The sequence below is a fragment of the Magnetospirillum sp. XM-1 genome, assembly GCF_001511835.1.
Classification (GTDB): domain Bacteria; phylum Pseudomonadota; class Alphaproteobacteria; order Rhodospirillales; family Magnetospirillaceae; genus Phaeospirillum.
Window position 1 is genome coordinate 96,899 of record NZ_LN997849.1, and the last position, 26,748, is coordinate 123,646.

Consider the following 26,748-nt stretch of genomic DNA (forward strand, 5'->3'; position numbering starts at 1 on the left):
GGCACGGAAGGAGAAGCAGGATGGGCACCAAGGGAATCGTGGGCGTCGTCTCGAACGGCACGCTCAAGGCGTCGTTCAGCATGCTTGATTCGCATCCGTGCAGGCTTGGCGTGCGGTTCGCCGGATTCCTGGCCGACGCCATGGCGTCCGGTGGCGTCCCACGCTTGCGCGGCTTGGCGGATGCCATGGCGCCGGTGCCGTGGAATGACGACGCCTATCAGCCGATGCCAGAAGCCATGGTGAGGAGCCTAGCGTTGGCCGGACTGGTGCATGACGGACGTATCGAGGTCGAGGGCTATTCGCCGTTCCTGTGCATGGCAGGCTTCGTCTCGGCGCACGGCTTGCCGGGCATGCTGCGGGCGGGATGGTACATCGATGCCGGCGGCTATGCGGCGAATCCGGAATGCGAATGGGGCTGGATTGCGGACCTCGACGAGGGAGTGCTCGAGGTGCATCGCGGTCGCGCGGTCGATTTCCATGGCGAGGGGCGGTTCGCCGAAGCTTTCCGGGCCGGACCGATGGTCTGGTACGGCGAGGAGATGGAGGACCCGCCCATCCGGCTCATCGCGAGGATTCCGTTCGGGCGCCTGCGCGAGGCCATCGACGGCTTCACTGCGCTCGACATCTTCGCCGATGTCGCGGCGGGCCGCTGGTCCATGCCGATGGCGAAGGAGCTGGCCGAGGACTTGGAAGAGGACTGGGACGCCCAGCTGGAGAAGCTCGACGCCATCGGCTGGATGTGGACGGCGGAATCCCGAGCACGCATCGGGGAAGCGCGCGGCATCGCCGCCTGAATCGGATAGGGAGGGAGAGCATGGGACAGAGCACGGGCATCGCCTGGGCGAAGGGCACGGTCTCGCCGGTCAAGGGATGCGAGAAATACGGCCCCGAGTGCCGGATATGCTACGCGGTCGGCTGGGCGGCGCGGCATCAGGGAATCGGCTCCCGGGGCTACGAGGGCGTCGTGGCCAACGGCGATTGGACCGGCCGCATCGGCCTGGTTCCTGAGGCCATCGACGAGATCCGCAGGAGCCGCGTGCGGGGGCTGTTCGTCAACTCGATGAGCGACACGTTCCATCGCGGGGTTCCGGACGAATTCGTCGAGCGGATGTTCGCGGCGATGGCGGCCAATCCGCATCCGGAAGCCCGGTTCTTCGTGCTGACGAAGCGCTCGGACCGCATGGCCGAGGTGTCGCAGCGCATCGCCTTCGACGCTCGCATCTGGGCCGGGGTGACCGTCGGGTGCCGGGCCTCGCTGAAGCGGCTGGACGACCTCCGCCGCGTCGAGGCGCCGGGCCGGCGCTGGGTCTCGATGGAGCCGCTCCTTGAGCGCGTCGATATCCGCCCCTGGCTGGCCGACGGCACCTTGGACTGGGTCGTGATTGCCGGGGAGTCGGGCGCTGGCTGGCGACCTCTGGACTGGGCCTGGGTCGAGGACATCGTCGATGCCTGCGACGAGCGCGGCGTGCCGGTCTTCGTGAAGCAGGGCGCCGGACGTTTCCCGAAGACCGACTGCGAGTATCCGCCCAGGATTCGCGGCGTCGTGCGGCACGGCATGCCGGCGGATCTCGCCTGACGAGGAAGAGGAAGCAGGCCGAAGGGTCCGCGCTCCGTGGAACGAGAGCGCGGACCGCTCGGCATTGGACTGAAGGATGAAGCGTCATGGGACAAGCGAAGAGCAGGAAGAGCGGCATCGCGGACTTGGTGGCCTTTACGGATGGCCTCGAAGTCTTGGCCCGCGGCATCGCCGAATCCCGCGAACCGGAGGATAGGGTCCAGGACTTCGCGCTCGTCTTCCACGCGATTGGCCGTTCGGATGGCCAGGACCTCTACTTGATGCATGAGCTGGCCTCGTATTCGAGCCATATGGCTGCGTCTCTGCAGGCTCTCAGATGGCAATTCAAGGCGAATCAGGTTCGGCAGTATTCCATCCTCGGCACGCTCGAGGCGGCGTTCTACCTCAATGGCAGGAACATCCTCAAGAATGGCGAGATGCTCGTCATCGGGACCAGGAATCGGACGGATTCCTACTGGCGGGGCTTCATCATCGAGCGGGACGCCTCCGGGCTCGTGATGGGATTGACGAAGTGCTTTGAGGAGCATGGTTCCTTCCCTGGACCTTCCGATTTGAGCGAACTCCTCCGCAGCGAGTCCTGAAGAGGAAAGAAGCGGTCCGAGGATCCGGACCGCTGAGCGCCGAGGACCGGCGCGCGTCTTGGCGAGCGCGCAGGTCCCGTCGTAGGGACGGCTGGGTCCTGGGCCTGGCTTGGAGGCGCGCGTGGAGCGTCTCAATGAAATCCTATCTGAAATGGCCGGGCGGCAAGGCTCGGTTGGCGAAGCGCGTCGAATCGCTGCTGGGCGGCGGAACGCGTCTGGTCGAACCCTTCGTGGGCTCGGGGGCGGTCTTCCTGAACCTGCCCTTCGCATCCGCTCTCTTGGGCGATGCCGACCCCGATGTCATCGGACTGCACCGGGCGGTCCAGCAGGACGCGGAAGCCGTTCTCGCCGAGGCGCGGGCATTGTTCACGCCGGCGTGCAACGACGAGGAAGCCTATCGGCGGCTGCGCGCGGAATTCAATGCCGGTGGCCAGTCTCCGGCTGAGCGGGCCGCGCTGATGCTCTACCTGAACCGCCACTGCTTCAACGGGCTCTGGCGGCGGAGCGGGAGCGGGGCCTTCAATGCGGCGTTCGGGCGGCCAGCCTCGCCGGAGATTCCCGAGGAATCCCTCCGGGCCTTCGCCGCGAAGGCGGCGGGAGCCGATATCCGGCACCAGGGCTTCGAGGCGACCTTCGCCGCTCTCCGTCAGGGCGATGCCGTCTATTGCGACCCGCCCTATTCCCCGCTGAGCGCGACGTCCCGCTTCACCGGGTATTCGAGCCCGTTCGGTCCGGCCGAGCATGACCGCCTGGTGGCGCTGTGCGCCGATGCGGCCGCCCGGGGCATCCGGGTCGTCCTGAGCGAGCATGACCTTCCTGCGGTCCGCGAGCGATGCATGGCGGCTTGGCCGGGCGTGCGCTTCGAGACGGTGCAGGTGCGCCGCTCGATTTCCTGCAACGGCGGCAATCGTTTCCTGGCGCCCGAGCTCTTCGCGGTGTTCGAGCCGGCATCGCTCGCCGCAGCGGCATGATGGAGGGGTCCATGAACGAATCCTGCCTCATCGGCGTCGAGCGCGCCGACGGAACGGTGCTGGCCGCAGGATGCCGCAGCGATGGGGGCGTGGCCCTCGCCGGGAGGCGGCTGGCCCTGCATTGGCGCCGTGCGCCCCAGGCGCTGCTCCTTGTGTCCGGCGGAGCCATGGAGCGCCTCGGCATCCGGGAGGAGGGGCCGGAGGTTCTGAGGACGATTCGGGTTTCGCCTCCGGTTCCGCCAATCGTCCTCGATGGCGCCGAGGCCTTCTGGGCGCGTCGTCCGGGGCTTCATGCCTATCTGCTGGCCGATGGCTTCTGGACGGTTCGCCTCCCGGAAGGAGGCCTGCGCCGCGTCGTTGATTTGCTCCAGCGCATCGACATCCAGCGGACCTCCCGGAGGATGCCGTGATGGGTTCCGCCGCGCATCCCGCGAAGCCAGGCGCGCCCGACTTCCGAATCGACGGGCTGGAGGTCTTCATCCGGCATGCCGGACGCGCCGGAAAGGAGGGCTGCTGCGTCGGCTTCGCCGTCGAGGGTCCGGATGGTCTTTGCCGTGCCCGGGCTGCCGCGTCGGAACCCGGTCCGCTCTTCCATGCCCTTCTCGGCTCGTTCGCGGAGGTCCGGGGCGGCCGGATCGCCAAGCCTTTCATGCCGGCCTCGGAATCCGCCCTGCACGAGGCGTTCCGCAGCCATGGCCTCGTTCCTCTCGAGATGTCTCCGCCAGCGGGGGCAGGCGGCGGCGCGGCGCCGTGCTGGGTTTCCGCCGAGGAGCTGCTGGCCGCCGAATTCTCGCCGGAGAAGGCGAAGCGTCGGCGGATGAAGCGGTGGTTCTCCTTGCTGCCTTGCCCGCACGGCCATGTCGGCTGGCGCTACGTCAAGGGCAACGGCTGCTGCGAGTGCCGTGCGCCGAGCCATTCCGAGCCGGGAGACGAGCATCATCTGCGCAGCCTCGTGGCGAACGCCAGGGCCAGGGCTCAGGCGAAGGGCATCCCCTTCTCCCTGACGGTCGAGGACGTCGCCCGCATCTGGCCGGCGGATGGACGCTGTCCGGTGCTGGGGATGCGCTTCCGGCGTTCGCTGGGTTCGCAGGGGCATGGCCATGACTCGGCTACGCTGGACCGGCTGGACCCGTCGAAGGGCTACGTGCCGGGGAACCTGCTCATCGTCTCGGCGCGGGCGAATTGCCTTCGGTCCGATGCGAGCGCCGCCGAGCTGCTGCGCGTTGGGGAGTTCTACGCCGAGCTGCTCGGCTGAAGCCGGCGATCAGGAAGGGAAGCGCCGACCGAGCGCGGATGGCGGGCCGCGCTGGTGCGGCATGGATGGATGGAGACGACGATGAGGATTTCGAACGGCTTGGTGGGTTCCAAGGAGCAGGAGAGGCGTGCCCGCATGCGTGCCGCGTTCGCCGATGGAGCCGTAAGGGAAGGCGCCGTCAGGACGCGGTGGGCGGGCCGCTCCGATGCGGCATGGACGGAAGGAAAAGCCATGCTCGATGGCTCCATTGCCGTCAGTCCGATTCGGATTGCGGAATTCGTCTCCGTCGCCTCGAGGCTGATGGCCGGCATGCTGCTGCTGAAGGCCGCCGTGGAGAATCAGGAAAACGCCGACCTGTTCGAGGCCGCCGAAGGCATGGCCGAGACGGCCAAGCAGTGCCGCATCGTTCTTGACGCCTGCGAGCATCCGGTTCTGGTGGCGAGCGGCGCGGCGGCGGCGGTCCGGGAGTTCGGCGAATTCGTCCGGAACGGTGGATGGACCGATGACGAAGCCATTCTCCCGGCGTTCGACGCGGCGTGGAGCGTGGTCGAGCGCGTCATGGTCGCCGCCGTCACCGACGGATATTCCAGCCTCGTCGATGTGACGAAGATGCCGAGCGCCGCCGACGAGCTGATGATGCTGTCCATCGTGGAGAGCAGCGCCATCTCGGTCGAGTGCGTCTTCTGGAATGTGCCGTCCATCCGGGAACAGCCCGGGCAGGCGGCCGAGCGACTGGTCCTTGCGCTGACGCATGCGATGCACGGCTGCGCTCCGGCTGCGGAGGCGCTCGACGGCATGCGGAGGAAGGTCCTGCCGCTCCTGGCTTGAGACAGGGAAAGGGAGGAGGCGCCGACCAGGCGCGGGCGATGGACCGCGCTGGTGCGGCTCAGATGGACAGGAGACGACGATGGGGATTTCGAGCGGATGGATGGGTTCCAGGACGAGGGCGCTGGCTGAGGCGACGAAGGCGACCGTTCGGCGGGTACTGGGGTCCGAGGAGGCGAAGGCGGAAGCGGGGAAGGAGGTTCGGCGCCGTGGCCCTTACGCGAAGCCGCAGGAGAGGCATGCCCGCATGCGGGCGGCTTTCGCCAGGGGCGCTGCCGTGGCCGAGATTGCGGAAGAGTTCCAGGTATCGCAGGGGACGGTCCATCGCGCGGTCGGCGATGTCATGAGGCAGCGGCGCGCAGCGCGCGACGAGGCCATCCACGGCCTGAAAGGCCTTGGCTTCTCGCAAGCCTCGATTGCCCAGGTGGTCGGCATGACGGATGCCGGGGTCAGCCTGGCGCTCAAGCGCATGCGTGCGCGGTCAGGCGAGGCGGTCGGGGCCTAGGGCCGGCCAAGCGCAATCCCGGAATCGATGCGGCGAGCCGGCTCCTTCGGGGGCCGGCTTTTGTCGTGCCATGCCCCAAGCCCGAGGGAATCCTCGCGCGCACGCGCGTACCGCCTGCGCAAAGAAGAAGCGGGACCCCGAGGGATCCCGCTCTCCGGACTCGACGGCAAGTCCTTTTCAGAAGTTCCAGGTCGAGCCGTTGTCGGCGGTGCAGGCCGTTCCTTGGCTCTGGGTGCCGCCGCCCTTGGCCTCGAAGGTCTGGAGCTGGTAGGTGCGGCAGACGGAGTTCTGCGGCGCGTTCTGCGGCGTCTGCACCTGCGGGCCGGCGACGAAGGTCATCCTGCTGCCGGTGCTGGACTGCCAGCTGTTCGACTGTCCGGGCTGGAGCTGGGACAGCGAGCGATCGGCGTAGGCCTTGTCGGCGCGATCGAGCGAGGCGCCGATCTGATTGCCGAGATAGCCGCCGATGGCGACGCCGGCGGCCGTGCCGATGAGCTTGCCGTTGCCGCCGCCGAACATCGAGCCTCCCAGCCCTCCGAGGGCGGCGCCGATGCCGGTGCCGATGGTCTGCTTGTCGAGCTGGAATCCGCCCTGGCCGTTGGCGCCCGGCATTCCGGCGCAGGCAGAGAGGGAAGCGGACAGCGCGAGCGCGGCCGCGATGGCGGTGAACTTCTTCATGCGGGGTCCTCCGTGTGCGGGCATTGGCCCGAGCCGGCACGATTGCCCGGCACGGAGAATCTGGGTCCGGAAGGAGTCGTCGGGTTCGGATGCGGCAGCCGCTTGCATCCGGGCGCATGATCGCAGCAGTGGAGCGGCTTTCCGGGAATTTCGATCAGAGCGGCTTATAGGAGCTTGCCGGATTCCCGGGATCGCTCCATATCCTGATCGAGGCATGGCGGAGCAACCCCAGCCTCCACGATGAAGAGGGCGAACGCCCCGCACCTGGCAAGGCTTCTGGAGGCCATCATGGCAATCGTTCCGACGCTCGACGTGCGCGCGCTCCGCGCCGCCCTGCCCTTGAAGGAGGACCATCACCTCCTCGGGTGGCTCGACCTGCATGCCCGTCTGGTCCTCTCCCCGGATGGGGCCGTCGTCGTGTCCCAGCGGGAACTGGCCGACGACTGGCGCCGTCCCGAGACGACGGTCCGCCGCTTCCTCGCCCGGCTGTCCGAAGCGGGCTGGATCTCCCTGGCGTCCTCCGGCCGCCGGGCCGTCATCCGTCTGGCTTCTCCTCCCTGCTTCGTCATCGGGCAGGATGCGGGGAAGGCGGCGGTTGATCCGTTCTTCGCCTCGATCGCCGAGACCCCCCGGCCCCCAGCCCCCGCGGTTCCCGTGGCTGCGGCGGCGCCGCTGGATCCGGACGAGGCGTTCGCCCAGGCGGCCATCAACGGCGTCGGCGAAATCCCCCGCGTCGTCCCGCCGGCGCCTCCCGTGGTCGCGCCGCGCCGCTCCGTCGTGAAGCAGGTTGCCCCGCAGCAGCAGAACCTGTTCGGCCTGGACGAGCTTTCCGGCATGGCCGCGAAGCCCATGCCGGAGGTGTCCATTCCCGCTGCGGCCGAGGAAGCGGCCCCGAAGAGGAAGCGGAAGGGCCAGGCCAAGCCTCCGGTCGATCCGGAGAAGAGGATCTTCGTCGAGGACACGGCCGCCCTGCTCCATGAAGAGCACCGCACCGACAAGGGGGTGGCGCTCCGGCGCCTCTACCACCTGCTGTCGCCGGCCTGCGGCTTCGGCATGAAGGATGTCGAGGCGGCGATCGAGGTCATGCGCCTGCGGGACGCGGAGGAGATCCCGCTCGAGAATCCGCTGTCCTTCATCGAATGGGCGCTGAAGAAGCCCGAGGAAGCCGCGGCCTACGCGGACAAGCTCATGGGGGTCGGAGCGCCGGCCGCTTCGCCGCAGGCCTCGGTCCGCAGGCTCCGCTCATTGCCCGCGACCACCGCCAGGATGGTGACCACGGCCGAGGAGATGGGCGTCACGGCGGGCATGGCGGCGGCCATCCAGCGCAATGCCGATCTCGCCAACAGCCATTACAAGTTCGCGGTCTGAGGAGGGCATCATGACCATGCGCACCGCTGCTTCCGTCCGTTCCCTGCCGGGCCGCGCGCCTTCGTCGGCGCTGCTGAATGTCCCGATGCCGTCCGACACCGATCTCGAGGCGTTCGTTCTCGGCGGCCTGCTGTCCTCATCCGCCAGCGAGGCGAAGAAGCATGTGCTCGCGCTCGACGAGACCTGCTTCTCGGATGGCGTCCTGCGCCGGCTCTATTCCGCCGCCCTCTCGGTGGTGATGAAGGGCCGGGATCCGTCGCCGCAGGTGGTCGGCTTCGAGCTGGGCCGCGATGCCCTCGAGGCCTTCGGCGGATCGGCCTTCCTCGGCGATCTGGCCTCGCGCGGCGAAGGCTCGGCCTCCTGCATGGCCGAAGCCATCGGTTCCCTGCGTTCGGCGGCGAACCGCCGCGAGGCCATCTCGGCGGCGCTGGAGCTCATCGCCGCCGCTTCGAACGAGGAATGCGCTCCCGAGGAGGCCATGTCGACCTGCTTCCGCAGGCTGCGCGCCGGCATGGCCCAGGGCGGCACCGGCCTGATGCGGACCAAGCGGGAGGTGGCCGCGACGGCGATCGATGAGCGGCTGGCCTGCGGAGCGGCGATCACCACGGGAATCGTCGAGCTCGACAAGCTCATCCTCGGCGGTATCCGCCCCAGGACCTTCGTGGTCATCGAATCGTCCTACGGCCTCGGCAAGTCGGCTCTGCTGGCCACCGTCTCGGACAACATCAACCTTCAGGGCGTGAAGACCCTCTACATCACGCTGGAAAGCACGGCGGAAGAGCTCGAGATGCGCATGGTCGCGCGGCGCATGAACCTCCGCATGGCCTGGACCTTCGACGAGTCCCACGAGGGCTTCGCCATGATGCGGGCCAACCGCGACGCCTATGTCGAGCAGGTGCCCGACAACGTGGTGTATCTCGAGCTGCGCAATCCGACGGTCGATACGCTGCACCGGGAGATCCTGCGGGCGAAGCACCGCTACGGCATCCAGGTGGTGATCCTCGATTACGTCCAGTGCATCGGCGGCATGGAGAAGGGCATCCGCGAGGAGACCTTCTGGTTCGGCGTGGGCCGGGCCCTGCGCGACATCGCCAAGGAGGAGGATCTGGCCATCCTCGCGGCGGCGCAGGACGACAAGCGCACGGCGGTCGCCCTGCGGCAGAGCTCCTCGCTGCTGCTGGTCATGGAGCGCGACATCAACGACGACGCCGTGCATTTCCATGTCGAGAAGACGAACGATTCGCCCTATGGGCGGACGGACCGCGGAACCCATGCGCCGATCATCCTCGATCCGGCCGGGCCGCATGTGCGCGACGCGCGGGGCGAGGACATCACCACGAGGATCCAGCGGGATCTCGAGCGTGGCGTGGAGCCGCAGGAATGAGCGGACGAAGGATGGAGGCGGCGATGGGCGACGCGATGAAGGGCATCGGCTGGGGCACCGGAGAGGGGAAGGAGGATTATGGCTTCCTGCATGCGCTCCGGACGGCCTTGAAGGCCTCGAAGGGATCGGTCAAGCGGAAGAACCCTCCGAGGACCTATTCCGACATCCTCGGAGAGATGGCCCGTCGTCCGGGCTTCTTCCCCCATGTCGATGCGCCCGCGGCGCCGATCCATGTCTTCGGGATGACGGCGGACGAGCTCGAGAAGGAGCTGGACGCGTGGTATGCGACGCCGATCGAGATCGAGGGCCAGGGCTTCGCGAAGGGCAAGCGCCATCTCCGCCGCCCTGATTCGACGATGACTCGCCTCTTCTCCGCCGTCGTCTCCTATCCGGTGCCGATCGCCGCGATGACGGCGGCGGATTCCGAGCTGGCCGGCATCTACTTCGGCCTTGCGGATGGGTTCATGGGCCGTCTGCTCGGCGAGGATCTCCGGTCGGTCTATGAGCACCGGGACGAGGAATACCTGCACCGGCACTACCAGGGCTTCTCCAAGGACCCTTCGGTGGAGCTGCATCCGTGCTACCGGGCGAAGAGGGCGGCCAGCGGTCGCGGCATTCCGGGCCGCATCGGCAATCAGGCGTTCGTCCGGGCCGGAAAGGAGCTGCAGTACGCGTTCTGGCTGGAGGTGTCGGCCCCTTGCGGCTTCGCGCATCGCGACAACACGAAGGTTTCGCGCCGTCTTCCGCTGGCCGCCGTCCGCCAGATCAAGCGGTATCGCCAGATGGCGGCCGACGCTCTCGCGGCCGGTGTTCCGGCGACCGTGGAGAACGCCTCCCTGCGCGAACGCGTCGAGGCTCTGATGCAGCAGGCGGCGCGTCAGTCCGCCGCGCGTTCGGCGGTGGAGACGGAGCTGGCGGCGAGCCGCGATTCCGTCCAGGCCCTTTCGGCCCGGGTCGAGGAGATCGAGCGGACCGGTGCGGAGGCGGCCAGCCGCTGGGAGAACGAGAAGCGGCTCCGCGAGGACGCCGAGGCCAAATGGGACGGCGAACGCGCCAACCGCAGGGACGCCGCGAGGCGGGCCTTGGAGGAGAAGGCGTCCAGGGAAGCCGCGGAGGATCAGCTGGAGACGGCGAGGGCCGCGCGCGAGTCGGACAGGGCCGCGGCGGCCATGCTGCAGGATCGGATCGAGGCGCTGGAGGCCATGCTGGCGGATCGGGACGGGACGATCGCCTGGCTCCGCCGCTTCGCGCCCTCCGGCGGTTCCGATGGAGCGGATGGCGGCCCGGCGCCGGCGGCTTCGGACGCCCTGCTCGATGTCCAGCGTCCGGAAAGCGGCCGCTACATCCGGCCTGCGGCGAGGAACATCCTGGAAGCCGGATCGTCCTACCCCCCTCTCCCCCCTCGCAATCGGCGGCGCGGCGACGAAGGGGGAGGAGAGGCGGTATCCAGGTAGGGCATCAGGGGAGCCGCAGGCGTCCGAGCTTGCGGATCCAGGGCCTTTCGTTGGTGATGCACGGGCGCCCGATGGTCGCCAGCTCGGCGTGCAGGGCCGGCTCGTGGTGCCGGAGGATGGCATCGACGGCCCGATCGTTCAGGATGTCGGCCGCGAGATCCGCGAGATCCTCATCGGCTTCCGGCCTGCCCTTCGCCGGGGTGGGAAGTCCGCGCTTCGCCCGGGCGTCCGCCGCATCCAGCTTCGCGTCGGTCCAGCGCATCCGCCAGAGGGCGCATCGGGCCTTGGGATCGGTTTCCGCGAGGATGATCAGGAATCCACGGGCGGCGGCGTCCTCTTCGAGCGCGATGCCGTTCGGCGTCATGATGGGCTGGAGGGGCATGATGCCGTGGCCTTCCAGCGCGCGCGACAGGATCGGGATCGCCTTGTCTCGGATGCCGGGAGCCATCCCCTCGCCGAAGCTCATGGCGGCGGCATCGGCTCCATCCTCGTCGAGCGCCTTGGCGAGGTCGAAGCAGGCATCGACGATGGCGCCGATTTCCGAATCCTCGGGAAGATCCCTGACGGCCCGCGCGAGCGTGCGGATGCGGTCCCTGTTCCTCGGCGAGGGCGGAACGGCTCCGGGCAGCGGGAACTCTTCCCAGTCCAGATCGACGGCGTGGAGATATGTCATGCGCGGTTTCCTTCTCTTCGGTGCCGGGCCGTCGTCCGGCGGGTCGGTCTCTCCAAAGGGGAGATGGGGCCGGGAAGGGGTCGATCGGGACACATGTTCTCCGGGAACCGAAGTGGAGGTCGGCATGGAACCGGGAGACGCGTTGGCCATGGCGGGCGTTCTGGCCGCGGCGTTCGCCATCGTGCGGATCGGCGGCCTCGCGCTGCTCGGCTTCGCAGGCTGGGCGGCGGCGTCCTGGGCGCTTCTGCAGGCGGGATGGATGCAGGTGCTGGCCTGCTGGATCGCCGTGCCGGCGGCCTGCGCCCTGATCGACGGTGCGCTTTGGGCTTTCCGCCGTCCGAGGATCAGCCGAACCTGACCAGAGCGGCGTCCAGGGCCTCGGGCTTGTGGAAGCGGTAGCCCTGGGCAATGGGGATGCCATGCTCGCGGCACCAGGCGAGGTGGGTCTCGGTCTCGATGCCTTCGGCCACGATGTGCTCGATTCCGTATTGGCGGGCGATGTGCCTGGCATGCCTGAAGGCCCGTCCGGCCTTCTTCTTCGAGGAGGAGTGATCGTCGCCGAAGAGGACGCCGCGATCGAGCTTGATGCTCTGGACCGGCAGGGCATGGATGCGGCGGAGATCCTCCCCGCCTCCTTCGTAGCTTTCCCCGAAGCCTGCATCGTCCAGCGCCATGCGGATGCCCTTCTCGGCGAAGGGAGCGAGGATGGCCGCGATGCGATGGGGATCGCCGATGCGGTCGCGCTCCGTGATTTCCAGTTCGATCGCCCTCTCGTCCGGCGCCCTCTCCTCGATGAGCCGGAGCATGGCTTCGGGGAGGTCCTCGATGATCAGGTCGGTCTCATCGATGTTGATGGCGACTGGTACCGGCTGCCTCCTCATGCGGAGCTCCCTGGAGATGACCAGGGCACGGCATGTCATGATCTCGGCGAAATCGAGCCGTGTCCCGGCCTCCCGCTCCTTCACCCTGTCGATGATGCTCATCGGTCCGACAAGGCCGGAGGAATCGGAGCCGCGCAGAAGCAGCTCGAAGGAGTCGAGGCGGGCGTCTCCGATGCGGACCTTGGCCTGCAGGTGGAAGTCGAGCATTTCGAGCCCGAGCGACCGCGCGAGGGCCTGGCGGTTCCTTTCGTCGAGGGCGGCGAGTCGATCGGGCATGCTTGCGGCCCTCCCCTGTCGTTGCGTCGACGGGGAGTTGGGTCGCGTGTCTTTGACGATCGTTAGATCGGCCGTCCGATCCGATCTCCGCCGCCCCATTTCCTCCACCACGGGCGACATGGCCCGGCACGGGATGGGGAGGGGTGCATGTTCGGCGAGATCTGGGGAAGGCTGGCGGGAAGCCCGGGAACGTTCGGGAAGTCCATCTTCGCCACGGCCATCATGTGGATGCTGGATCTGGCGGGTGCGGCCTATGTGTCGCTGGCGTTCAAGCGGTTCGGCGAAGCGGGCTACGCTTCGGGGATCCTGGTGCTTACCGGCTTCCTGCTCGCCTTCGGCCTGTTCCGCTTCCTGCTCTCGGATCTGCGTCAGGCGCTGCTGGCCCTGGCCTTCGCTTCCGGGCCGGAAGGCGACATCGCCCTGCTGCGGGCCTGCGCGGCTGGCTCTCCTGCCCAGCGGTCGGCCCGCATGAATGTGGCCCGCATGGTGTCGGGCGCGTTCTCGGCGGGATCCGTGGCGGCGCTGCTGGATCTGCCCTTCGCCGTCCTGTTCCTGGCCCCGATCTTCGTCGTCGCCGGTACCGCCACCGGCACGGCCTGCTCCGCCGTAGTTGCGCTGGCGGTCGTGGTGCTGCTGCTCGCTTCGGCCCGCTCGCGCCGCCTCAATCGCGATCTCGTGGCGGCCGAGGGGCGCCTCGCCAAGGCCCAGGATGAAGCGGAAGCCGCGGCGCTGGCCGTCGATGCCCATGCGCGGCGGATGCATGCGGAGCGGGCCGCCGGCACGGATCGGGGCATCGGGCTGCTGTTCTCGACGCTGATGCTGGGCGCGGCCATCGCCTCCGGCCCGCTGCTCGGCGATGCGCTGGCCATCCCGCAGAACCTCATCGTCGCCAACATCCTGGCGGCCCGCTCGGTCGGCGCGGTCATCCAGGCGATCGGGGCGATGTCCCGCATGGCGGCCGCCATGCCGGCGAAGCAGGCCCTCGATGCCGAGCTTTCGGCTTGAACAACGGATCGGACAGGGAGACGGATATGACCGCCATCGCACGCATCGGCACGGAGCTCATCGCCATCGAGGAGAAGCGCGTCCGCGCCGGCTGGATCCTCTCGGTCGCTTCGGCCGCCATCCTCGCGGGAGGAATCGTCGCAGCCGACCATACGCCATGGGATGCTTCGGCCACGGCTCAGGGGGTCGTCGTCGCGCCGTCCCGCGTCCAGGCTGTCGGCTCCGCCGAAGGCGGGCTGGTCTCGCGGGTGCTGGTGCGCCCCTCGGACCGCGTCGAGGCCGGACAGCCCATCCTCGAGCTGGATTCCTCGCTGCCGGCCGCCGATGTCGAGAGGCTGTCCTATGCGTCGGATGCGGCGCGGGCCGATGTGCTGCGCCTCGAAGCCGAGATGGCGGGCAAGGAACCGCTGCTCGATGGCCTGCCCGACGGCATCGCCCGCTCGGCCCGTGCGGCCTGGGAGCTTCGGGCTTCCCGCCGCCGGGATGAGCTGGCCGCGAAGGAGGCCGAAACGGCCGCCCAAACGGCTCCGCTGGCGGCCTACCGCCAGTCGCTCGATGCGGGGCTGTCCGTTCTCCGCCGTCTCGAGGAAGGCGCGTCCATGGGCGTGATCCCGAGGAACCGCGCCGACGATCAGCGCCGCCAGGTCGAGGATTTGCGCGGACGGCTCGCCAAGGGCGAATCGGATGCCAAGGCGGCCGCTCTTCAGCTCTCCGTCCTGCGCAGCGCGCAGATGGAGGCTGCGTCGAAGGATCTGGCGGAGGCCCGGGGCCGCTTCCATGAAGCCGAGCAGCAGCTCCGCAAGGCCCGCGAACAGGATCGGCGCACGGTGCTGCGTTCTCCGGTGTCCGGCCGCATCAAGACCCTCGCTGCGGCGGGGCCCGGGCTTGCGGTCAAGCCGGGCGAGCAGCTCGCCGAGATCGTCGAGGAAGGAGGCGAGCTGCGGGTCGAGGCCCGGGTGGCCGCCTCCGAGCGAGGGCATCTGAAGGTCGGCGGACCGGTCCGCATCGTGCTGGCGGGGGACGATGGCAGCCATGAGGGCATCGAAGGACGCCTGCTGTCGATCGCCCCGGACTCCCAGGCGGACCAGACGGGGCGCCGCACCTTCGCCGTGGAAGCCTCCATCGGCCCCACTTCCGGCCCCACTTCCTTCCCCGGAAGGGCGGGAGGTCCGTCCTATCCGCTGAGCAGCGGGGTCGAGGTGCTGGTGTTCCAGACCTACGGCGAACGCTCGCTTCTGGGCTTCCTAGCAGGCCCCCTGCTTGGCCAGAAGGCGATTTGGAACGAAGGCCGCTGAGCCGCAACGAGGAGACTTGGCATGAGCATCGGTCGTGACTGGATGAAGGCTCGCACCCAGGTGAAGGTGCTCGTCGTCGATGACGAGCCCGTGATGCGCCGCCTCATCATCGGCATGCTGCGCAACATCCCGGTGCTCGATGTCGAGATCGCCGAAGCGGGGGATGGCGCTGCCGCCCTCCAGCATCTGCGTGGCGGGCCGGAGAACAAGCCGGACCTGATCATCACGGATCTCCGGATGGAGCCGCTGGGAGGCCTGCCCTTCATCCGGACGGTGCGATCCGGCGAGTATGGCATCGATCGCTTCCTGCCGATGGTCGCGATGACCTCGGACACCGAGACCGATACGGTGACGCGGGTCCTGCGGGCCGGAGCCGATGGCCTGGTGCCCAAGCCGGTATCCCAGGAGATGCTCCGGCGCCAGGTGCTGCAGGTGCTGACCCGGGAATCCCCCTTCATCGAGATCGTGCTGCCGGAAGGGAAGTATTTCGGCCCGTTCTCGCCCTTCGTGAAGCAGAACGTCCTCGTTCCAGGCTGCCCGCACCGCATCGTGCACAAGCGTCAGGGCCGCATCGCGGCATAGAGGCGGGCCGCTGTCCGGCCCCATCTTCTGATGGGATGGCGCTCTGGGCGCCGCATGGCCTCGCCGTTATGGCAGGCCTCAGCCGGGAGACGGGACGATGTCCGAGCAGGAGATGGATCGCGATCGCCGCGAAGGCATTCCGGCCGATGCGTTCATGGGCATGGATCAGGCCGTTGCGGCCTACGTCGCTTCGGCCGCGCCGGAATCCGTCGTGGAAGCGAAGGCGCCGGTCGAGCCGATCGAGCATGCGAAGGCCTCCATGGCTTCGTCGGCGGCTTCGGCGCCGATCCTCGTCGCGGATGCCGGCTTCCTGCCGGAAGGGGCGATGCCTTCGTCCAATGCGATGGCCGCTCATGCACTGGCGCAGCGTGCGGAACCCGAGAACAAGGCTCCGGCCTTGGCCGGGACTTCGTCCGAGCCCTTCTTCTCCGCTCCGGATGCCCATCCGGCCTTCCAGGGCGGTTCTTCCGGCTCCCGTCCGGCAACGCAGCCGGAGCCGCATGCCGGACCGATGGCCCCTGCCGCTCCTCGCGCGGGCGAGGCGACGGATTCCGCCCCGGTCGGCATTCCATCCGCTCCATCCGTCGAGCCTGCTCTTCCGGCTCCAGCGCCCGCCTATCATCCGACGCTCCCCCCAGCCCCCGTCCAGCCTGCTCCGGCTCCATCGCTGGAACCGGAACCGCTTCCCGTCGATCCGCAAAGCCTCGGCAGTCTGTCCGTGCAGGCGCTGGCCCTGAGCGGGAACGAGGGGCAGTCCGCGTCGGGTTTGCTGTCCGCGATCGACTCCTACGGAGATGCGCTGTCCTACGCCGTCGTCGCCGGACATGGGCCTTCCCATGGCTCCGTCTCCATCGATGCGGCGGGCGTCGTTTCCTATGCGGCATCCTCGGCCTCGTGGAACGGTACGGACGACTTCCAGGTGCGGGTGTCTGACCAGCACGGCCTCAGCGCCGTCGCCGCGGTGCATGCGGTCATCGCCCCGACCGCCGAGGCACCGTCCATCTCCTCGGCTGGAGCGCATGGAACCGAGGATGGAGGCGCGGTGTCCCTGCCGCTGAATGTCTCCTCGGCAGATTCCATCTCCTCGGTCGTGATCTCCGGGCTTCCCGTCGGCGCTACCCTCTCGGCCGGGACGCTTTCGGGCGGCGCCTGGCATCTTGTCCCGGCCGATCTGGCCGGGCTATCCATCCTCCTGCCGGTCCATTGGGCCGGATCCGCGACGCTCGATGTCGTGGCCACGGCGCAGGATGGCTCGGCGACGGCGACTTCGACGGCGCAGGTCTCCCTCGTCGTCGATCACGAGGCGCCCACGGCGACTTCCGATCCGGTGTCGGTGATCGCCGGCCATTCCGCCTCAGGCGCCGTCGTGGGCTCCGAGGCCGACGGAGCGGCCCTGTCCTATTCGCTGGTGTCCGGGCATGGCCCATCGCATGGCTCGGTGGTCTTGGCCGCCGATGGGACGTTCGTCTTCGCGGCCGATGCCGGATACGCGGGATCCGACTCGTTCCAGGTTCTCGTCTCCAACGGCTTCGGCCAGTCGGTCGCGCGCACGGTGTCGGTGACGGCGGCGGCCGATTCGATCAGCCTCTCCTCGTCCGGCGGCACCGGCCATGGGACGGTCTCCGGCTCCGTGTCCGGGACCAATGCGTCCGGGGATGCGATGGCCTACGCCGTCGTCACGCAGGCGTCCAGCGGCACGGTGTCGGTGGATGCCTCCTCGGGCGCCTGGACCTACGCGCCGACCGGCTCCTGGGCCGGTGGGGACGCGGACAGCGCGGTGATCTCGGTGTCCGATGGCCATGGACTGACCGTCCAGCGCACGATCTCCATCCTCGAAACGAACGACGCGCCGGTCCTTTCGTCCGCCGGAACCTCGACGGTGCGCGGCGGCACGGCGAACGGAACGATCTCCGCAACGGATGGCGATGGGGATTCCCTGTCGATCACGGCTTCCGCATCGCATGGCACCGTCGTCGTCAATGGCGATGGGACCTGGACCTACACGGAGACGGACACCTCCTTCACCGGCACGGACACGGTCTCCTTCGCAGCCTCGGACCACCACGGCGGCACGGCTTCCTCTACGGCTTCCGTCGTGGTCGGCGATGGGGCCTCCTTCTCGGTCTCGCTCACCGGCGGCAGCGGCCATGGCGACATCACGGGCACGGTTCAGGCCTCGGATCAGTTCTCCGATGCGATGGCCTATTCCATCGTCTCGCAGGGCTCGTCCGGAACCGTCTCCATAGACGCCGCGACGGGCGCCTATGCCTATTCGCCATCCGGCGCATGGGTCGGGGGGCAAACCGATTCCTTCGTCGTGCGGGCTTCGGACGGGCATGGCGGCACCCATGACACGACGATCACCGTGGATGAGACCGACGCCGCTCCTGCGGTCTCCGGGGCGGCTTCCCTCTCCGGCACGACGCATGCGGTTCCCGTCGCCATCACGCAGGCCCAGCTGCTTGGACCGGCATCCGATGCGGACGGCGATGCGCTGTCGATCTCCGGGCTGTCCGCCGATCACGGATCGCTGTTCTCGACGGGGCCCGGCGCCTGGTCTCTTGATCCGCAGGGCTTCGACGGCACGATCACCTTGTCCTATTCGGTTCTGGATGGGCATGGGGGCTCGACGGCGGCCACCGCGACGCTCGTCTCGTCGGACACGGCTCCGACGGCATCCACGACCGGAGGAAGCGGACTGGAGGGGCATGTCATCACCGGCGCCGTGGTCGGGTCCGACACCGATGGCGATTCCCTGTCCTATGCGCTGGTGGCTGGGCATGGCCCGGCCCATGGCAGCGTCTCGCTTGCGGCGGACGGCTCCTATTCGTATTCCTCGACGGGCTACGCCGGAACCGACTCCTTCCGCGTGCTGGTGTCCGACGGCCATGGCGGCAGCGTCGCCGAGGACGTATCGGTGAGCGTGGGGGCGGTGACCATCTCGACATCGGCTTCCGGGGGTTCCGGGCCGGCCGAGGCGGCGATCGGCGGCAGCCTGTCCGCGTCGGTGTCCAGCGGCGACGCCGTATCATGGAGCCTGTCGGCTGCGCATTCGACTTCGGGGGGTGTGGAGACGGCCGCGCTGGCCCATGGCTCGATCTCCCTGGATGAAGCGACGGGCGCTTACACCTTCACCCCGGATGCCGGCTTCGTCGGGACCGATTCCTTCACGGCCATCGCCTCGGACGCCTACGGGAATTCGGCGTCGCGCACGGTGACGGTGACCGCGCAGGACAATGCCCCGACCGTGAGCGGGTCGGTCGATCTCGGCTCCGTGGGGCACAATGCCACGCTCTCCATCTCCTCCGCGTCGCTGCTTGGCAACGCATCCGACATCGACGGGCAGACCCTTTCCATCCTCGGGACGCCGACGGCGGACCACGGGACGATCTCCGCTTCCGGCGGCGGCTGGACGTATTCGTCCGGCGGCTACGTGGGGCCTGTCGCGCTGAGCTATACGGTTTCGGACGGGGCGGGCGGCACGGTGGCCGACACGGCGACGATCACGACGACGGATGCCGCGCCGACAGCCTCCGGCTTCTCCATCTCGGCGACGAGCGGCACTCCCCATACGGGCGACCTCACGGCCGATTCGGGCGCCGCCGACGCCGATGGCGATTCCCTGGCATGGTCGCTGGCCAGCGGCCCTTCCCATGGCAGCGTCTCGGTCGCGGCGGATGGCTCCTATTCGTATTCCGGCACGAACGGCTACGCCGGAGCCGATTCCTTCACGGCGACGGCTTCGGATGGCCATGGGGGTTCCGTGTCGGTCAGGCGAGCGCGACGGATCCCGATCTCGGAGCCGTGTCGTATTCCCTGGACGACAGCGCAGGCGGGCTCTTCGCCATCGATTCCTCGTCGGGCAGGATCACGGTGGCGAACGGGAACGGCACCCATGCCGTCGATCTGTCCGGCTACGATGTGGTCGTGCGGGCGACGACGGGACTGGGGGGTACGGCGACGGAGAGCATCCACATCGCCACGATCGATCCGATCCTCATCCAGGATTCGTGGCGCACGCACGATCCGCATTCCGGCGTCTCGTTCTCCGATGGCGTCTGGACCGCGGACGCGTCCCGCTTCGATACGCTGGACAGGCTGTGCGTGGAGGGCGGCTCCTGCACCGGACGGATCGAAGCCACCTCCTCGTCTCCGGTGACCTTCACCGGCTTCGATCCCCTGCACGGGCAGAGCGAGACCGTCGATAGCGCCCATGGAGGCCGCGCCGTCGTGTTCACGGATGGCTCCTGGTTCTACGAAGGCGCGGCGGGCTTCACCGGCACGGACAGCTTCTCGTTCATCGCGAGGGACGAGCAGGGCTCCTCGGTGCTCCAATCCGTCGCCGTCGAGGTGATCCCGTCCTCGTCGAACGCGCTGGAGCTCGCGCAGGCGGTCGCGGCGGGCGTCGATGCCGGACATGCTTCCGCGGCGGCGGGAACCGCTTCCGGGCCAGCGGATCTCTTCGTTCTGGAACAGGGGCATCAGCTGACCATCCACGACTTCTCGGCGGCCGCCGGCGATGCGCTCCTGATCCATGGCTACATCAGCCAGCAGGTCTCGTTCTCCGATCAGGCGGACGGGCTGCACGCCGTCGCGGGCGGCGCCGATCTGGCGGTGCTGGCGGGAATCCACGCCCACGACATCGGCCTGTCATCGACCGCCGCGGACGCCCATTCATGGCTCGATGCCCATGGGCTCATGCACTATGCCTGATGGCTTCAAAGGAACGCCTAACACGGCCTCCCCATCTTCGGGGGGTTCCCGGGGCGGAGCGGCCGTCGCGTGCGGCGGGGAGGTCTCTCCACCCACTCCTGCCCCGCCGCAGCCCCGGGAATACCCATATCGGTCGAGCAAGCCAGGGAGGCAACCATGAACCGACGTCATCTCCGCAGCATCGTTTCCGGCCTTGCCCTGGCGGCGGGCCTTCTCGCGGCTCCGGCCTCGTCCGAGGCCCAGTCCCTCGATCTCCAATCCGTGCTCGGCGCGCTGTCGGGGCAGGGCGGCATGCCCTCCATGCCGATGATGCCCATGATGCCGAACCAGATGGGATCCGGCGGCAACGGCAATTCCCAGGCGCTCATCGGCGCGGCCATCCAGATCCTGCCGAAGATCATCGGCAACGGGACGAACGGAGGCAACGGGATGGGCATGAACGGCAGCGCGCCCTTCCTCGGCCCCCAGGGCGGCGGGCTGCAGAACAACGGTTCCCTGCCCTTCCTGGGGCCGGCCGGCTCGAATCCGTCCCTGTCGGGGACCGGACTGAACGGAGGCATGAACGGCACGGTCGGAGGGATGCCTTCCATCGTCTCCCTCGGAGGCGGCTCATGGGCGGTGAACGAGGCGGGCACGGGCCGCAGGCTGGGCGTGCTGAACCTGCCCGTAGGCTCCGCGGCGCCCCGCCTGGTGCCAGCCGGCGGGCGTTCGTGGAGCGTCGTGGATTCCTCGACGGGAAACCAGCTCGGGGTCCTTACGCTGAATTGAGCCGCGCCGTACGGAAGAAGGCCCGCCGCTCCCGGAGGAGACAGCGGGCCTTTTCCATGCCGGTCCTACTCGTGCATCATCTCGGCCGTCTTGCGGACCGAATGGAGGATGCCCGTCGCCGCCCGCGCCACCGCCAGGCCGTTCATCGCGGCGTGGACATGCCGGCACCCGGCGCCGTGGTAGTGGTAGGGCGATCTGATCATCCCTATGCTGCCGGGCGAGATGATGGGCCGTTCCGCCCTAGGCGCGGCTTCGGGGCGGATCGGCTCGGCCCTGCGGGGCTGCTGGGGGTCCGGGCGGGCCGCTTCCTCGCGGGAGCGGTTCCACCGCGTATCCTGGGCCTTCGCCTCCCTCCTGAGGTGCTCGTCGTGCGTGGGCTTGTCCATGCGCAGGATGCGCTCGAACTCGGCGGCCCCATGGCTCTTCCAGCGCCTGGCGAAGGGGATGTCCGCGGCGCGGAGCCGGGCGAGCTCGGCTTCGACGCTGCGTTCCGGGCGCTGGGTCTCTCCGCTCCCGTGCAGGTCGCCCAGATTGGCGGGAACCGGCCTGCGGACATTCGCCATGAAGCGGATGCTGCGCTCGAACGTCCTGGCGTAGCGCAGGACGCCGTGCAGCGCCTCCAGCTCGGCCGTCCGCATGGAGGCGGGGTCGAGATGCATGGAGGATTCGTCCGCCGCGCGGCGGCGCTTCCACATCTCCCGCAGCAGGCGGGCCTCCTCCTCGGCGGCGCGGATCGCCTCCTCGCGTTCGGCCCGGTTCATCCGCGCCCTCCTGTCGGGAGACGGGAACGAGGCCATGTCCTGCGCGAGGATCGACGGCTCGCGGGAGATTCCGGCGCGGGCGTCGATGCGATCGGAGCGCATCAGGCGGCGCCCCAGGGCTTCCGGCTCCTTGGCGAGGGACGAGAAGGCGGTCCTCACCTCTTCCCAGCCCGGAGCCGCGTCGCGGTGTCCGGCTGCGTCCATCACCAGCGCCTGGCGGATGCGGACATCCGTGCGCAGGGCATCGATCTGATCGGCGGCCCGGCGCGCCCACATCAGGGTCTGGTCGGAGGTGAATCCCCGGGCCGACACGCTTTCCAGGGCGTCCATGGCGGCGGCGAGGCGCCTGACCGTCAGGGCGGAATCGCCCTGCATGCCACGGAGCGTCCAGCGCTGATCGGGTGGCAGGATGCCTTCCTTCGAGAAAAGCATCCGGGTGTGCGATGCGTCCATGTTCCGTCTCCTTCGCAAGGGAACGCCGCCCGGCTGGTCCGATCGGCGAGGAAGCTCGACGGACCTCGTCCGTCGCGTCTCCTGCATGGCAAGGGGACGCGATGGGCGTGGGCCGGCCAGGATGGCTGGCGCAAGGGAGAAGGAGGCGAAGAAAAACGCCCGGATGGGGGATCCGGGCGTTCGAAGGTGTTGGTCGGCCCTGGCGGGCTCCGGAGCGGGATGGCCAGGTCGCCTGTCCCTGCTATACATATGGTATCGCAACCGTAGGACGTCAACTTCACGTCCGCATTCTTCAGTCTTCATGCACGATTTCTTCGGAGATTGCGCGATTCCGCCGTTCGGACTCTCCGCGATCCCATTTCAGAGGAATGGGGCGCCCTTGTCGGCGTTCGGTTGCAGACGGTTCCGAAGGCGGAGGGCGAGGAATGGGGTTCCATCTGATCGACGACGACTCGTCGCGCTCGTCGCGCATCGAGGAGGAATCGGAGGGGCAGGCCGAAGGCTGGACGTCCCGCCAGTTCGATGCGAAGGCGGTGCTCGGCATCGAGACGCCGCTGGCCGTCATCGTCGGGGAATGCGATTCCCGCTTCCGCACGGGGGAGTCCTTGTCCTTGGAGCTGCGCTCGCTGGGGTATGGGGGACCGATCATCGTTCTGGGCGGCTCCTCGGACATAGAGCCGCTGCTGACGGCGGGAGCGGACGCGGTTCTGCCGGGCGCTTCGAGCTGGGCCGGCATCCGGGCCCAGGCCGAGGCCATCATGAGGCGCGGCGCCGGAATGGCCGGCGGGACGGTGGACGTCGGCGGGCTTCTCTTCGATCCGAGCGATTCTTCCTTCATGGTCGGAAACGAGCGGCTGCCCCTGTCGGATCTGCCGGGCCGCATCCTCGTCCTGCTGATGCATCGCCGCGGGCGCCTCGTGTCCAGCCGGGAGCTGAGCCGGAAGGTCTGGGGGCAGGCCGAAGCGGGTTCGAAGCTGGCCTTCCAGATGAACCGGCTCCGTCACGCCCTGACGAAGGCAGGACTGGATGGGCATGCGATGATCAGGAACGAGAAGGGCGCCGGCTATACCCTGGTGGATCCCGGCGCCCGCTGATCTCATCGGCTCCTTTCCCTCTCCATCCCCCTTTCCCTTCCTCCGCCGTCCATCTCCCGGGCGGCGTTCTGGCGTTCGGTGCGTTCGCGCATGAAGGCGCCGTAGCGAGGAACCGGTCCCGAAGGATACTGGGGCTTGCTGAAGCGGCCATCGCCCGAAGACCGATCCGTTCCCTTGCCTTGCGTTCCCTTCTCCGGGGCTTCCTTCGCTTCCTGGCGTTCCTTTCCGGCGCGCATGGGCTCGTGCATCTCCTGCCCAGGCTCCCTGCGCAGGCCTCTGGCGTCCTTGTCCAGCACGCCATCGACCATCCGGTACAGCCTCTCGGCGTCCAGCCCGGCCCGGGCGTCCCGCCCCTTCTTGAAGTGCATGGCGGCCAGCTCCTCGTCGGACTTGCCGGGGTATTTCGCCCGGATCTCCTCGAGCTTGCTCCTGCCGTCCATGAGGCGGGCCATGACCGCCGGGTCCGAAGCGTAGGCCCGGACCTTCGCGATCTCGTCCTTGGTCGGCACGTATCCTTCGGGGAAGTTCTTGCCGGAGCGGGCATGCCCGCCCTCGGCCCGGTATTCCGCCTCGCGCTGGTCGGTCATGCCGCGCAGATGGCCGAGCTTGATGTCGGCGAGGATTTCAGGGGCCTGCTGCGCCATCCATCCTCCCCAGCGCTCGGGATTGGCCGCTCTGCGGCAGAAGGGGGCGAGGCGCGGCGTGCGCCCCATGGCCTTCTCGCCCCGGAGAAGCTGGTTCTCGAGCTCGTGCGAGGTGCCGTAGGCCCGCAGGTTCCTCCAGTCGGCGGCGGTCATCTTCCCGTCGGACATCTTCTGGAGGAGGCCTTCGATGCTCCGGACATGGATGCGGGACTTCTCCTGGCCGATCTCGCGGATGTTGCCCAGGAAGGAGGGGATGGCCTTCGCCAGGCCGGGCTCCCGCTGGGACCACGCGTTGCCGACGTCGATGGCCGTGCTGTGCATCTTGCCGAAGGCCCTGCTGATGCCGATCCGCATCGCGGCCGCCGGATTGGCGCGGGAACGGCCTCCGATCGTCGTCGCGGCCTCCAGCCCCTCGTAGGTGGTGCGGGCCGAGCGGAGATCACGGGCGGCCGTTTCGGCCGCCACGCGCTCGATGCGCGCCCGCTTCCTCGCGGCGGCGCGTTCGGCCTCGATCTCCTCGCGGCTGCGCTGCTTGGCGATGGGGGCGCGTTCGCGTCCGGCGTCCTTCTTCTCCCGGTCCTCGCGCTCCTTCTTCTCCTTCTCGGGCTTCGGCGGCTCGCGCGTCCTTTCGAGGGCGGGGCGCTCCGCGGCCTGTCCGTCTCCGGCTCCGCCTGGCGCTGCGGAGCGGCGGGGAGCCGACTCCTTGCGCGCCGTCTCTGCGAAGGCCTCGCGCGCCCTGGCTTCGGCGTCGCGGGACGAGATGCTGAAATGCCCGGCGACGCCTTGCGCCGCTTCTCCGTGGGTGAGGAGGGACGAGATGTTCTCGGAGGCGTCCCGGCTCGTCCTTCCCCTATGCGCTTCCGTCGCGTCCGGGGAGAGGATGCTGGACACATCCGCCTCGGCGCGCTTGGTCCCGTCGGCATCGAAGGCCGCGGCATCCGCTTGGAGGCGATCGTGGAGAGCCTGGGTCTTCTCGGTGCCGAGTCCGGCATGGGCGTCGGCGAGGAGATCGATCAGATGGTCGGATCGCATGGCGGCTGCGGCGAACTGGCGCGTCTGCTCGTCGATCGCCTTCCGGTCGAGGGTGAGCTGCGCACGCATGGAGGCATCGAGGCGATGCTGCGCCGATGGGTCGCTGGCTGCGGCCTCGACATCCTTCCTGGCCATGTCGAGGACCTGCCAGCCCACGAAGAGCCTTTCCTCGGGGGGTATGGCATGCTCGGCCCGGACATTGGTCTCGTGCCGGTCGGCGCGCTCGGCGACCCGATCCGTGAATCCCTTGCGGGATTGGGCGCCGGACTTGCCCAGGGCATCCATCCAGGCCTTCACATCGGGATCCTCGATCATGCGGGCGGCCCGCGCATCGAGTTCCCTGTCGATTGCGCCGGCCTTCCATCCCGCCCAGCGCCCGATGGCCGTGTCCTTGTTGGCTTCCGCCACGGCGCTCCAGCGGCTCTGTTCGCGCTCGAGGGCGTCGTACTGGGCGACGATCACCTTCGGGGATGGACCCGTTCCATCCGAGCGTGCACGGTTTCCGGCCTCGCGGGAGATCTCGGCATCCCTCACCGCGTCGACGAGGCGGGACGGAACCACGGAGGCGTAGGCCTGATCCGTGGAGTCCATGGCATCCTTGGAGATGTCGCGGGGACGCGGCGCCGTTCCCATGAGGTCGTAGATCGCTTTGCGGGATTCTCCGACATCGCCTCCGTGGATCTCGGCCCTGCGGCGGGCCGCCACTTCCCATCCGTCGCCGCCGGCCTTCTCGCGGGCGACCCCGAAGCCGCGGACGTATTCCCTGGCCTGGGACATGAGATGATCGGTGCGGGCGGATTCCTCGGTGGTCAGCGGGCGGTTCTCCGCCCCGGCCCTGTCGCGGATGGCCTTCATCTCGCGTTCGGCGGCGAGGTAGGCGGCGAGCAGGTGGTCGGATGGGGCGCGATCCCGCTCGGCGGCGACATCGCGCGCGAAGCGCACGGCGTGCCCGCGCAGTGCGGCGCCATCGACGCCCGCCTCCTTCGCCATGGCGCGGGTGCGCTCGTCCCTGAGGATGGCCCATGCCGCCGCTGCGGCCCTGCGATCCGCAGAGGGATCCTCTCCGGTCGGCCGGGCGGCTTCGGCGGCGAAGCGTCCGATGAGCTCGGCGCGATCGGCATCGAGCTCGCGCTCCTTCGTCTTGCCGTCCTCGATGGGGTCGCGTCCGGCGTCGCGCGCTGCGGATTCCGGCTTGCGGGCGATCGCTTCCGCTCCGACGGCGGTGGCGGACGGCGTCGCCTCCTTGTCCGCGTTTCCGGACTCCACGCCTTCGGCCCGCGACAGCTCGGCATCGAGCTCCTTCTCCTTGCGGATCAGGTCGGCTTCCGAGCGCATGGCCGCCTGCTGCTCCAGCAGGGAGGATTCCAGGGCGGCGAGGTGCTTGACGATGATGGTCTCGACCGCAGCGGCCCGGCGCTGCTCGCGGAGCTCGATGAACTCGTTCGCGAGGCGCTGGCCGATGAGGGTGAACAGCTCGGCGAGCATGTCGTTCGGCGAGCCCCAGAAGTCCTTGTTCTTGGGGTCGTCGATGCGGATGGGCTCGTGCGTCCTGGACGAAAGCTCCCGGATCCGGTCGTCGATGGCCGCGTCGGCGAGGCCGAGCTTCTGGATGTCGGCGGCCCAGCGGGTCGCGGCGGCCACGTCGCGCTCGTCGGAGGCGTCGCGCAGGGCGTCGGTGATGGAGGAGCAGAATTCCTTGATGGAATCCGCGAACCGGGCGCGTCCGTTGAACAGGAGGCGCATCCTCTGCATGCGGTGCGGGTCGGACTGGGCCGCGGACAGGACGTAGTCCTCGAGCGTCTTGGCGTCCGACTGCATGGAGGAGGCGTATTCGGCCATCCTGTCGGCCAGCAGGCCGGCGGCCAGGGAGCCCTTGAAGCTGGCGGACGCCTGCGTCGTCATTCCTTTGCCCGCTCCTTCCCTCGCGGCCAGCGGCCGGGTTCCGGTCCTGCCGGCGGAGGGCTTCGGTCCGGC

The 26,748-nt window shown here is 68.9% G+C and carries 24 protein-coding genes; 19 read left to right on the forward strand and 5 right to left on the reverse strand.

Annotated elements, in window-relative coordinates:
* Nucleotides 1-20: 20 nt before the first annotated feature.
* From XM1_RS22615 to XM1_RS24420, 8 genes are all read left to right on the forward strand, one after another.
* On the forward strand, nucleotides 21-794 hold the full coding sequence (locus XM1_RS22615) for a hypothetical protein (RefSeq protein ID WP_068438543.1): 774 nt from the start codon (nucleotides 21-23) through the stop codon (nucleotides 792-794).
* A gap of 20 nt (nucleotides 795-814) precedes the next feature.
* The gene (locus tag XM1_RS22620) at nucleotides 815-1,576 is read left to right on the forward strand and encodes a DUF5131 family protein (protein WP_068438546.1); all 762 of its coding nucleotides are present in this window, start codon (nucleotides 815-817) and stop codon (nucleotides 1,574-1,576) included.
* Nucleotides 1,577-1,662: 86 nt separating this feature from the next.
* Entirely contained in the window at nucleotides 1,663-2,157 is a 495-nt protein-coding gene (locus XM1_RS22625) for a hypothetical protein (protein WP_068438549.1), read from the forward strand.
* 134 nt (nucleotides 2,158-2,291) lie between these two features.
* Nucleotides 2,292-3,128 carry a Dam family site-specific DNA-(adenine-N6)-methyltransferase gene (locus tag XM1_RS22630; protein ID WP_068438552.1) on the forward strand — a complete coding sequence of 279 codons (837 nt, stop codon included), beginning with the start codon at nucleotides 2,292-2,294 and terminating at the stop codon, nucleotides 3,126-3,128.
* A gap of 11 nt (nucleotides 3,129-3,139) precedes the next feature.
* Nucleotides 3,140-3,538, forward strand: coding sequence for a hypothetical protein (locus XM1_RS22635; protein ID WP_068438555.1), 399 nt, complete (start codon nucleotides 3,140-3,142; stop codon nucleotides 3,536-3,538).
* Nucleotides 3,538-4,383, forward strand: a complete 846-nt coding sequence (locus XM1_RS22640) for a hypothetical protein (protein ID WP_068438558.1) — start codon at nucleotides 3,538-3,540, stop codon at nucleotides 4,381-4,383. Before XM1_RS22635 ends, XM1_RS22640 begins: the two co-directional genes overlap by 1 nt.
* A 135-nt stretch (nucleotides 4,384-4,518) precedes the next feature.
* Nucleotides 4,519-5,211, forward strand: coding sequence for a hypothetical protein (locus XM1_RS22645; RefSeq protein WP_156428904.1), 693 nt, complete (start codon nucleotides 4,519-4,521; stop codon nucleotides 5,209-5,211).
* A 274-nt stretch (nucleotides 5,212-5,485) separates the two neighbouring features.
* Nucleotides 5,486-5,713, forward strand: a complete 228-nt coding sequence (locus XM1_RS24420; protein WP_156428905.1) for a hypothetical protein — start codon at nucleotides 5,486-5,488, stop codon at nucleotides 5,711-5,713.
* Between the two features lie 177 nt (nucleotides 5,714-5,890).
* Here the strand turns inward: XM1_RS24420 and XM1_RS24425 are convergent, their stop codons facing one another.
* The gene (locus tag XM1_RS24425) at nucleotides 5,891-6,391 is read right to left on the reverse strand and encodes a glycine zipper 2TM domain-containing protein (RefSeq protein WP_068438565.1); all 501 of its coding nucleotides are present in this window, start codon (nucleotides 6,389-6,391) and stop codon (nucleotides 5,891-5,893) included.
* A 288-nt stretch (nucleotides 6,392-6,679) separates the two neighbouring features.
* On the opposite strand from XM1_RS24425, the gene XM1_RS22660 reads away from it, so the two are divergent.
* The 3 genes from XM1_RS22660 to XM1_RS22670 are packed head-to-tail and all read left to right on the forward strand — an operon-like array spanning nucleotide 6,680 to nucleotide 10,597.
* Complete coding sequence (locus XM1_RS22660; protein WP_068438567.1) at nucleotides 6,680-7,759, forward strand: hypothetical protein; 1,080 nt, start codon at nucleotides 6,680-6,682, stop codon at nucleotides 7,757-7,759.
* Between the two features lie 10 nt (nucleotides 7,760-7,769).
* Complete coding sequence (locus XM1_RS22665; RefSeq protein ID WP_068438570.1) at nucleotides 7,770-9,143, forward strand: DnaB-like helicase C-terminal domain-containing protein; 1,374 nt, start codon at nucleotides 7,770-7,772, stop codon at nucleotides 9,141-9,143.
* Nucleotides 9,144-9,166: 23 nt separating this feature from the next.
* Entirely contained in the window at nucleotides 9,167-10,597 is a 1,431-nt protein-coding gene (locus XM1_RS22670) for a hypothetical protein (RefSeq protein ID WP_156428906.1), read from the forward strand.
* A gap of 4 nt (nucleotides 10,598-10,601) precedes the next feature.
* Here XM1_RS22670 and XM1_RS22675 read toward each other — a convergent pair whose 3' ends face one another.
* Complete coding sequence (locus tag XM1_RS22675; RefSeq protein ID WP_068438576.1) at nucleotides 10,602-11,270, reverse strand: hypothetical protein; 669 nt, start codon at nucleotides 11,268-11,270, stop codon at nucleotides 10,602-10,604.
* A 124-nt stretch (nucleotides 11,271-11,394) separates the two neighbouring features.
* Here XM1_RS22675 and XM1_RS22680 point away from each other — a divergent pair, with 124 nt between their 5' ends.
* Complete coding sequence (locus tag XM1_RS22680) at nucleotides 11,395-11,628, forward strand: hypothetical protein (protein WP_156428907.1); 234 nt, start codon at nucleotides 11,395-11,397, stop codon at nucleotides 11,626-11,628.
* On the opposite strand, the gene XM1_RS24630 is transcribed toward XM1_RS22680, so the two are convergent.
* The gene (locus XM1_RS24630) at nucleotides 11,615-12,427 is read right to left on the reverse strand and encodes an EAL domain-containing protein (RefSeq protein ID WP_172821980.1); all 813 of its coding nucleotides are present in this window, start codon (nucleotides 12,425-12,427) and stop codon (nucleotides 11,615-11,617) included. The two genes, XM1_RS22680 and XM1_RS24630, sit on opposite strands and share 14 nt — an antisense overlap.
* Nucleotides 12,428-12,574: 147 nt before the next feature.
* Here XM1_RS24630 and XM1_RS24635 point away from each other — a divergent pair, with 147 nt between their 5' ends.
* The 6 genes from XM1_RS24635 (at nucleotide 12,575) to XM1_RS22715 (ending at nucleotide 20,790) form a co-directional block, all read left to right on the forward strand.
* Nucleotides 12,575-13,432: a hypothetical protein gene (locus XM1_RS24635; RefSeq protein ID WP_068438588.1), complete on the forward strand. Its 858-nt coding sequence runs from the start codon at nucleotides 12,575-12,577 to the stop codon at nucleotides 13,430-13,432.
* A 26-nt stretch (nucleotides 13,433-13,458) separates the two neighbouring features.
* Nucleotides 13,459-14,727, forward strand: a complete 1,269-nt coding sequence (locus tag XM1_RS22695) for an HlyD family efflux transporter periplasmic adaptor subunit (protein ID WP_068438591.1) — start codon at nucleotides 13,459-13,461, stop codon at nucleotides 14,725-14,727.
* A gap of 21 nt (nucleotides 14,728-14,748) precedes the next feature.
* Nucleotides 14,749-15,309, forward strand: coding sequence for a response regulator transcription factor (locus tag XM1_RS22700; RefSeq protein ID WP_068438594.1), 561 nt, complete (start codon nucleotides 14,749-14,751; stop codon nucleotides 15,307-15,309).
* Between the two features lie 97 nt (nucleotides 15,310-15,406).
* Complete coding sequence (locus XM1_RS22705; RefSeq protein ID WP_068438596.1) at nucleotides 15,407-19,468, forward strand: Ig-like domain-containing protein; 4,062 nt, start codon at nucleotides 15,407-15,409, stop codon at nucleotides 19,466-19,468.
* Nucleotides 19,414-20,022 carry an Ig-like domain-containing protein gene (locus XM1_RS22710; RefSeq protein WP_068438599.1) on the forward strand — a complete coding sequence of 203 codons (609 nt, stop codon included), beginning with the start codon at nucleotides 19,414-19,416 and terminating at the stop codon, nucleotides 20,020-20,022. Before XM1_RS22705 ends, XM1_RS22710 begins: the two co-directional genes overlap by 55 nt.
* Before the next feature lie 156 nt (nucleotides 20,023-20,178).
* Entirely contained in the window at nucleotides 20,179-20,790 is a 612-nt protein-coding gene (locus tag XM1_RS22715) for a hypothetical protein (protein WP_068438601.1), read from the forward strand.
* A 65-nt stretch (nucleotides 20,791-20,855) separates the two neighbouring features.
* Here XM1_RS22715 and XM1_RS22720 read toward each other — a convergent pair whose 3' ends face one another.
* Nucleotides 20,856-22,004: a hypothetical protein gene (locus XM1_RS22720; protein ID WP_068438604.1), complete on the reverse strand. Its 1,149-nt coding sequence runs from the start codon at nucleotides 22,002-22,004 to the stop codon at nucleotides 20,856-20,858.
* 425 nt (nucleotides 22,005-22,429) lie between these two features.
* Between XM1_RS22720 and XM1_RS24640 the strand changes: the two genes are divergently transcribed.
* Nucleotides 22,430-23,098 (forward strand): winged helix-turn-helix domain-containing protein, encoded by a 669-nt coding sequence (locus tag XM1_RS24640; RefSeq protein ID WP_068438607.1) that lies wholly within the window; start codon nucleotides 22,430-22,432, stop codon nucleotides 23,096-23,098.
* A 2-nt stretch (nucleotides 23,099-23,100) separates the two neighbouring features.
* Here XM1_RS24640 and XM1_RS22730 read toward each other — a convergent pair whose 3' ends face one another.
* Entirely contained in the window at nucleotides 23,101-26,676 is a 3,576-nt protein-coding gene (locus XM1_RS22730; protein ID WP_156428909.1) for a hypothetical protein, read from the reverse strand.
* Between the last annotated feature and the right edge of the window lie 72 nt (nucleotides 26,677-26,748).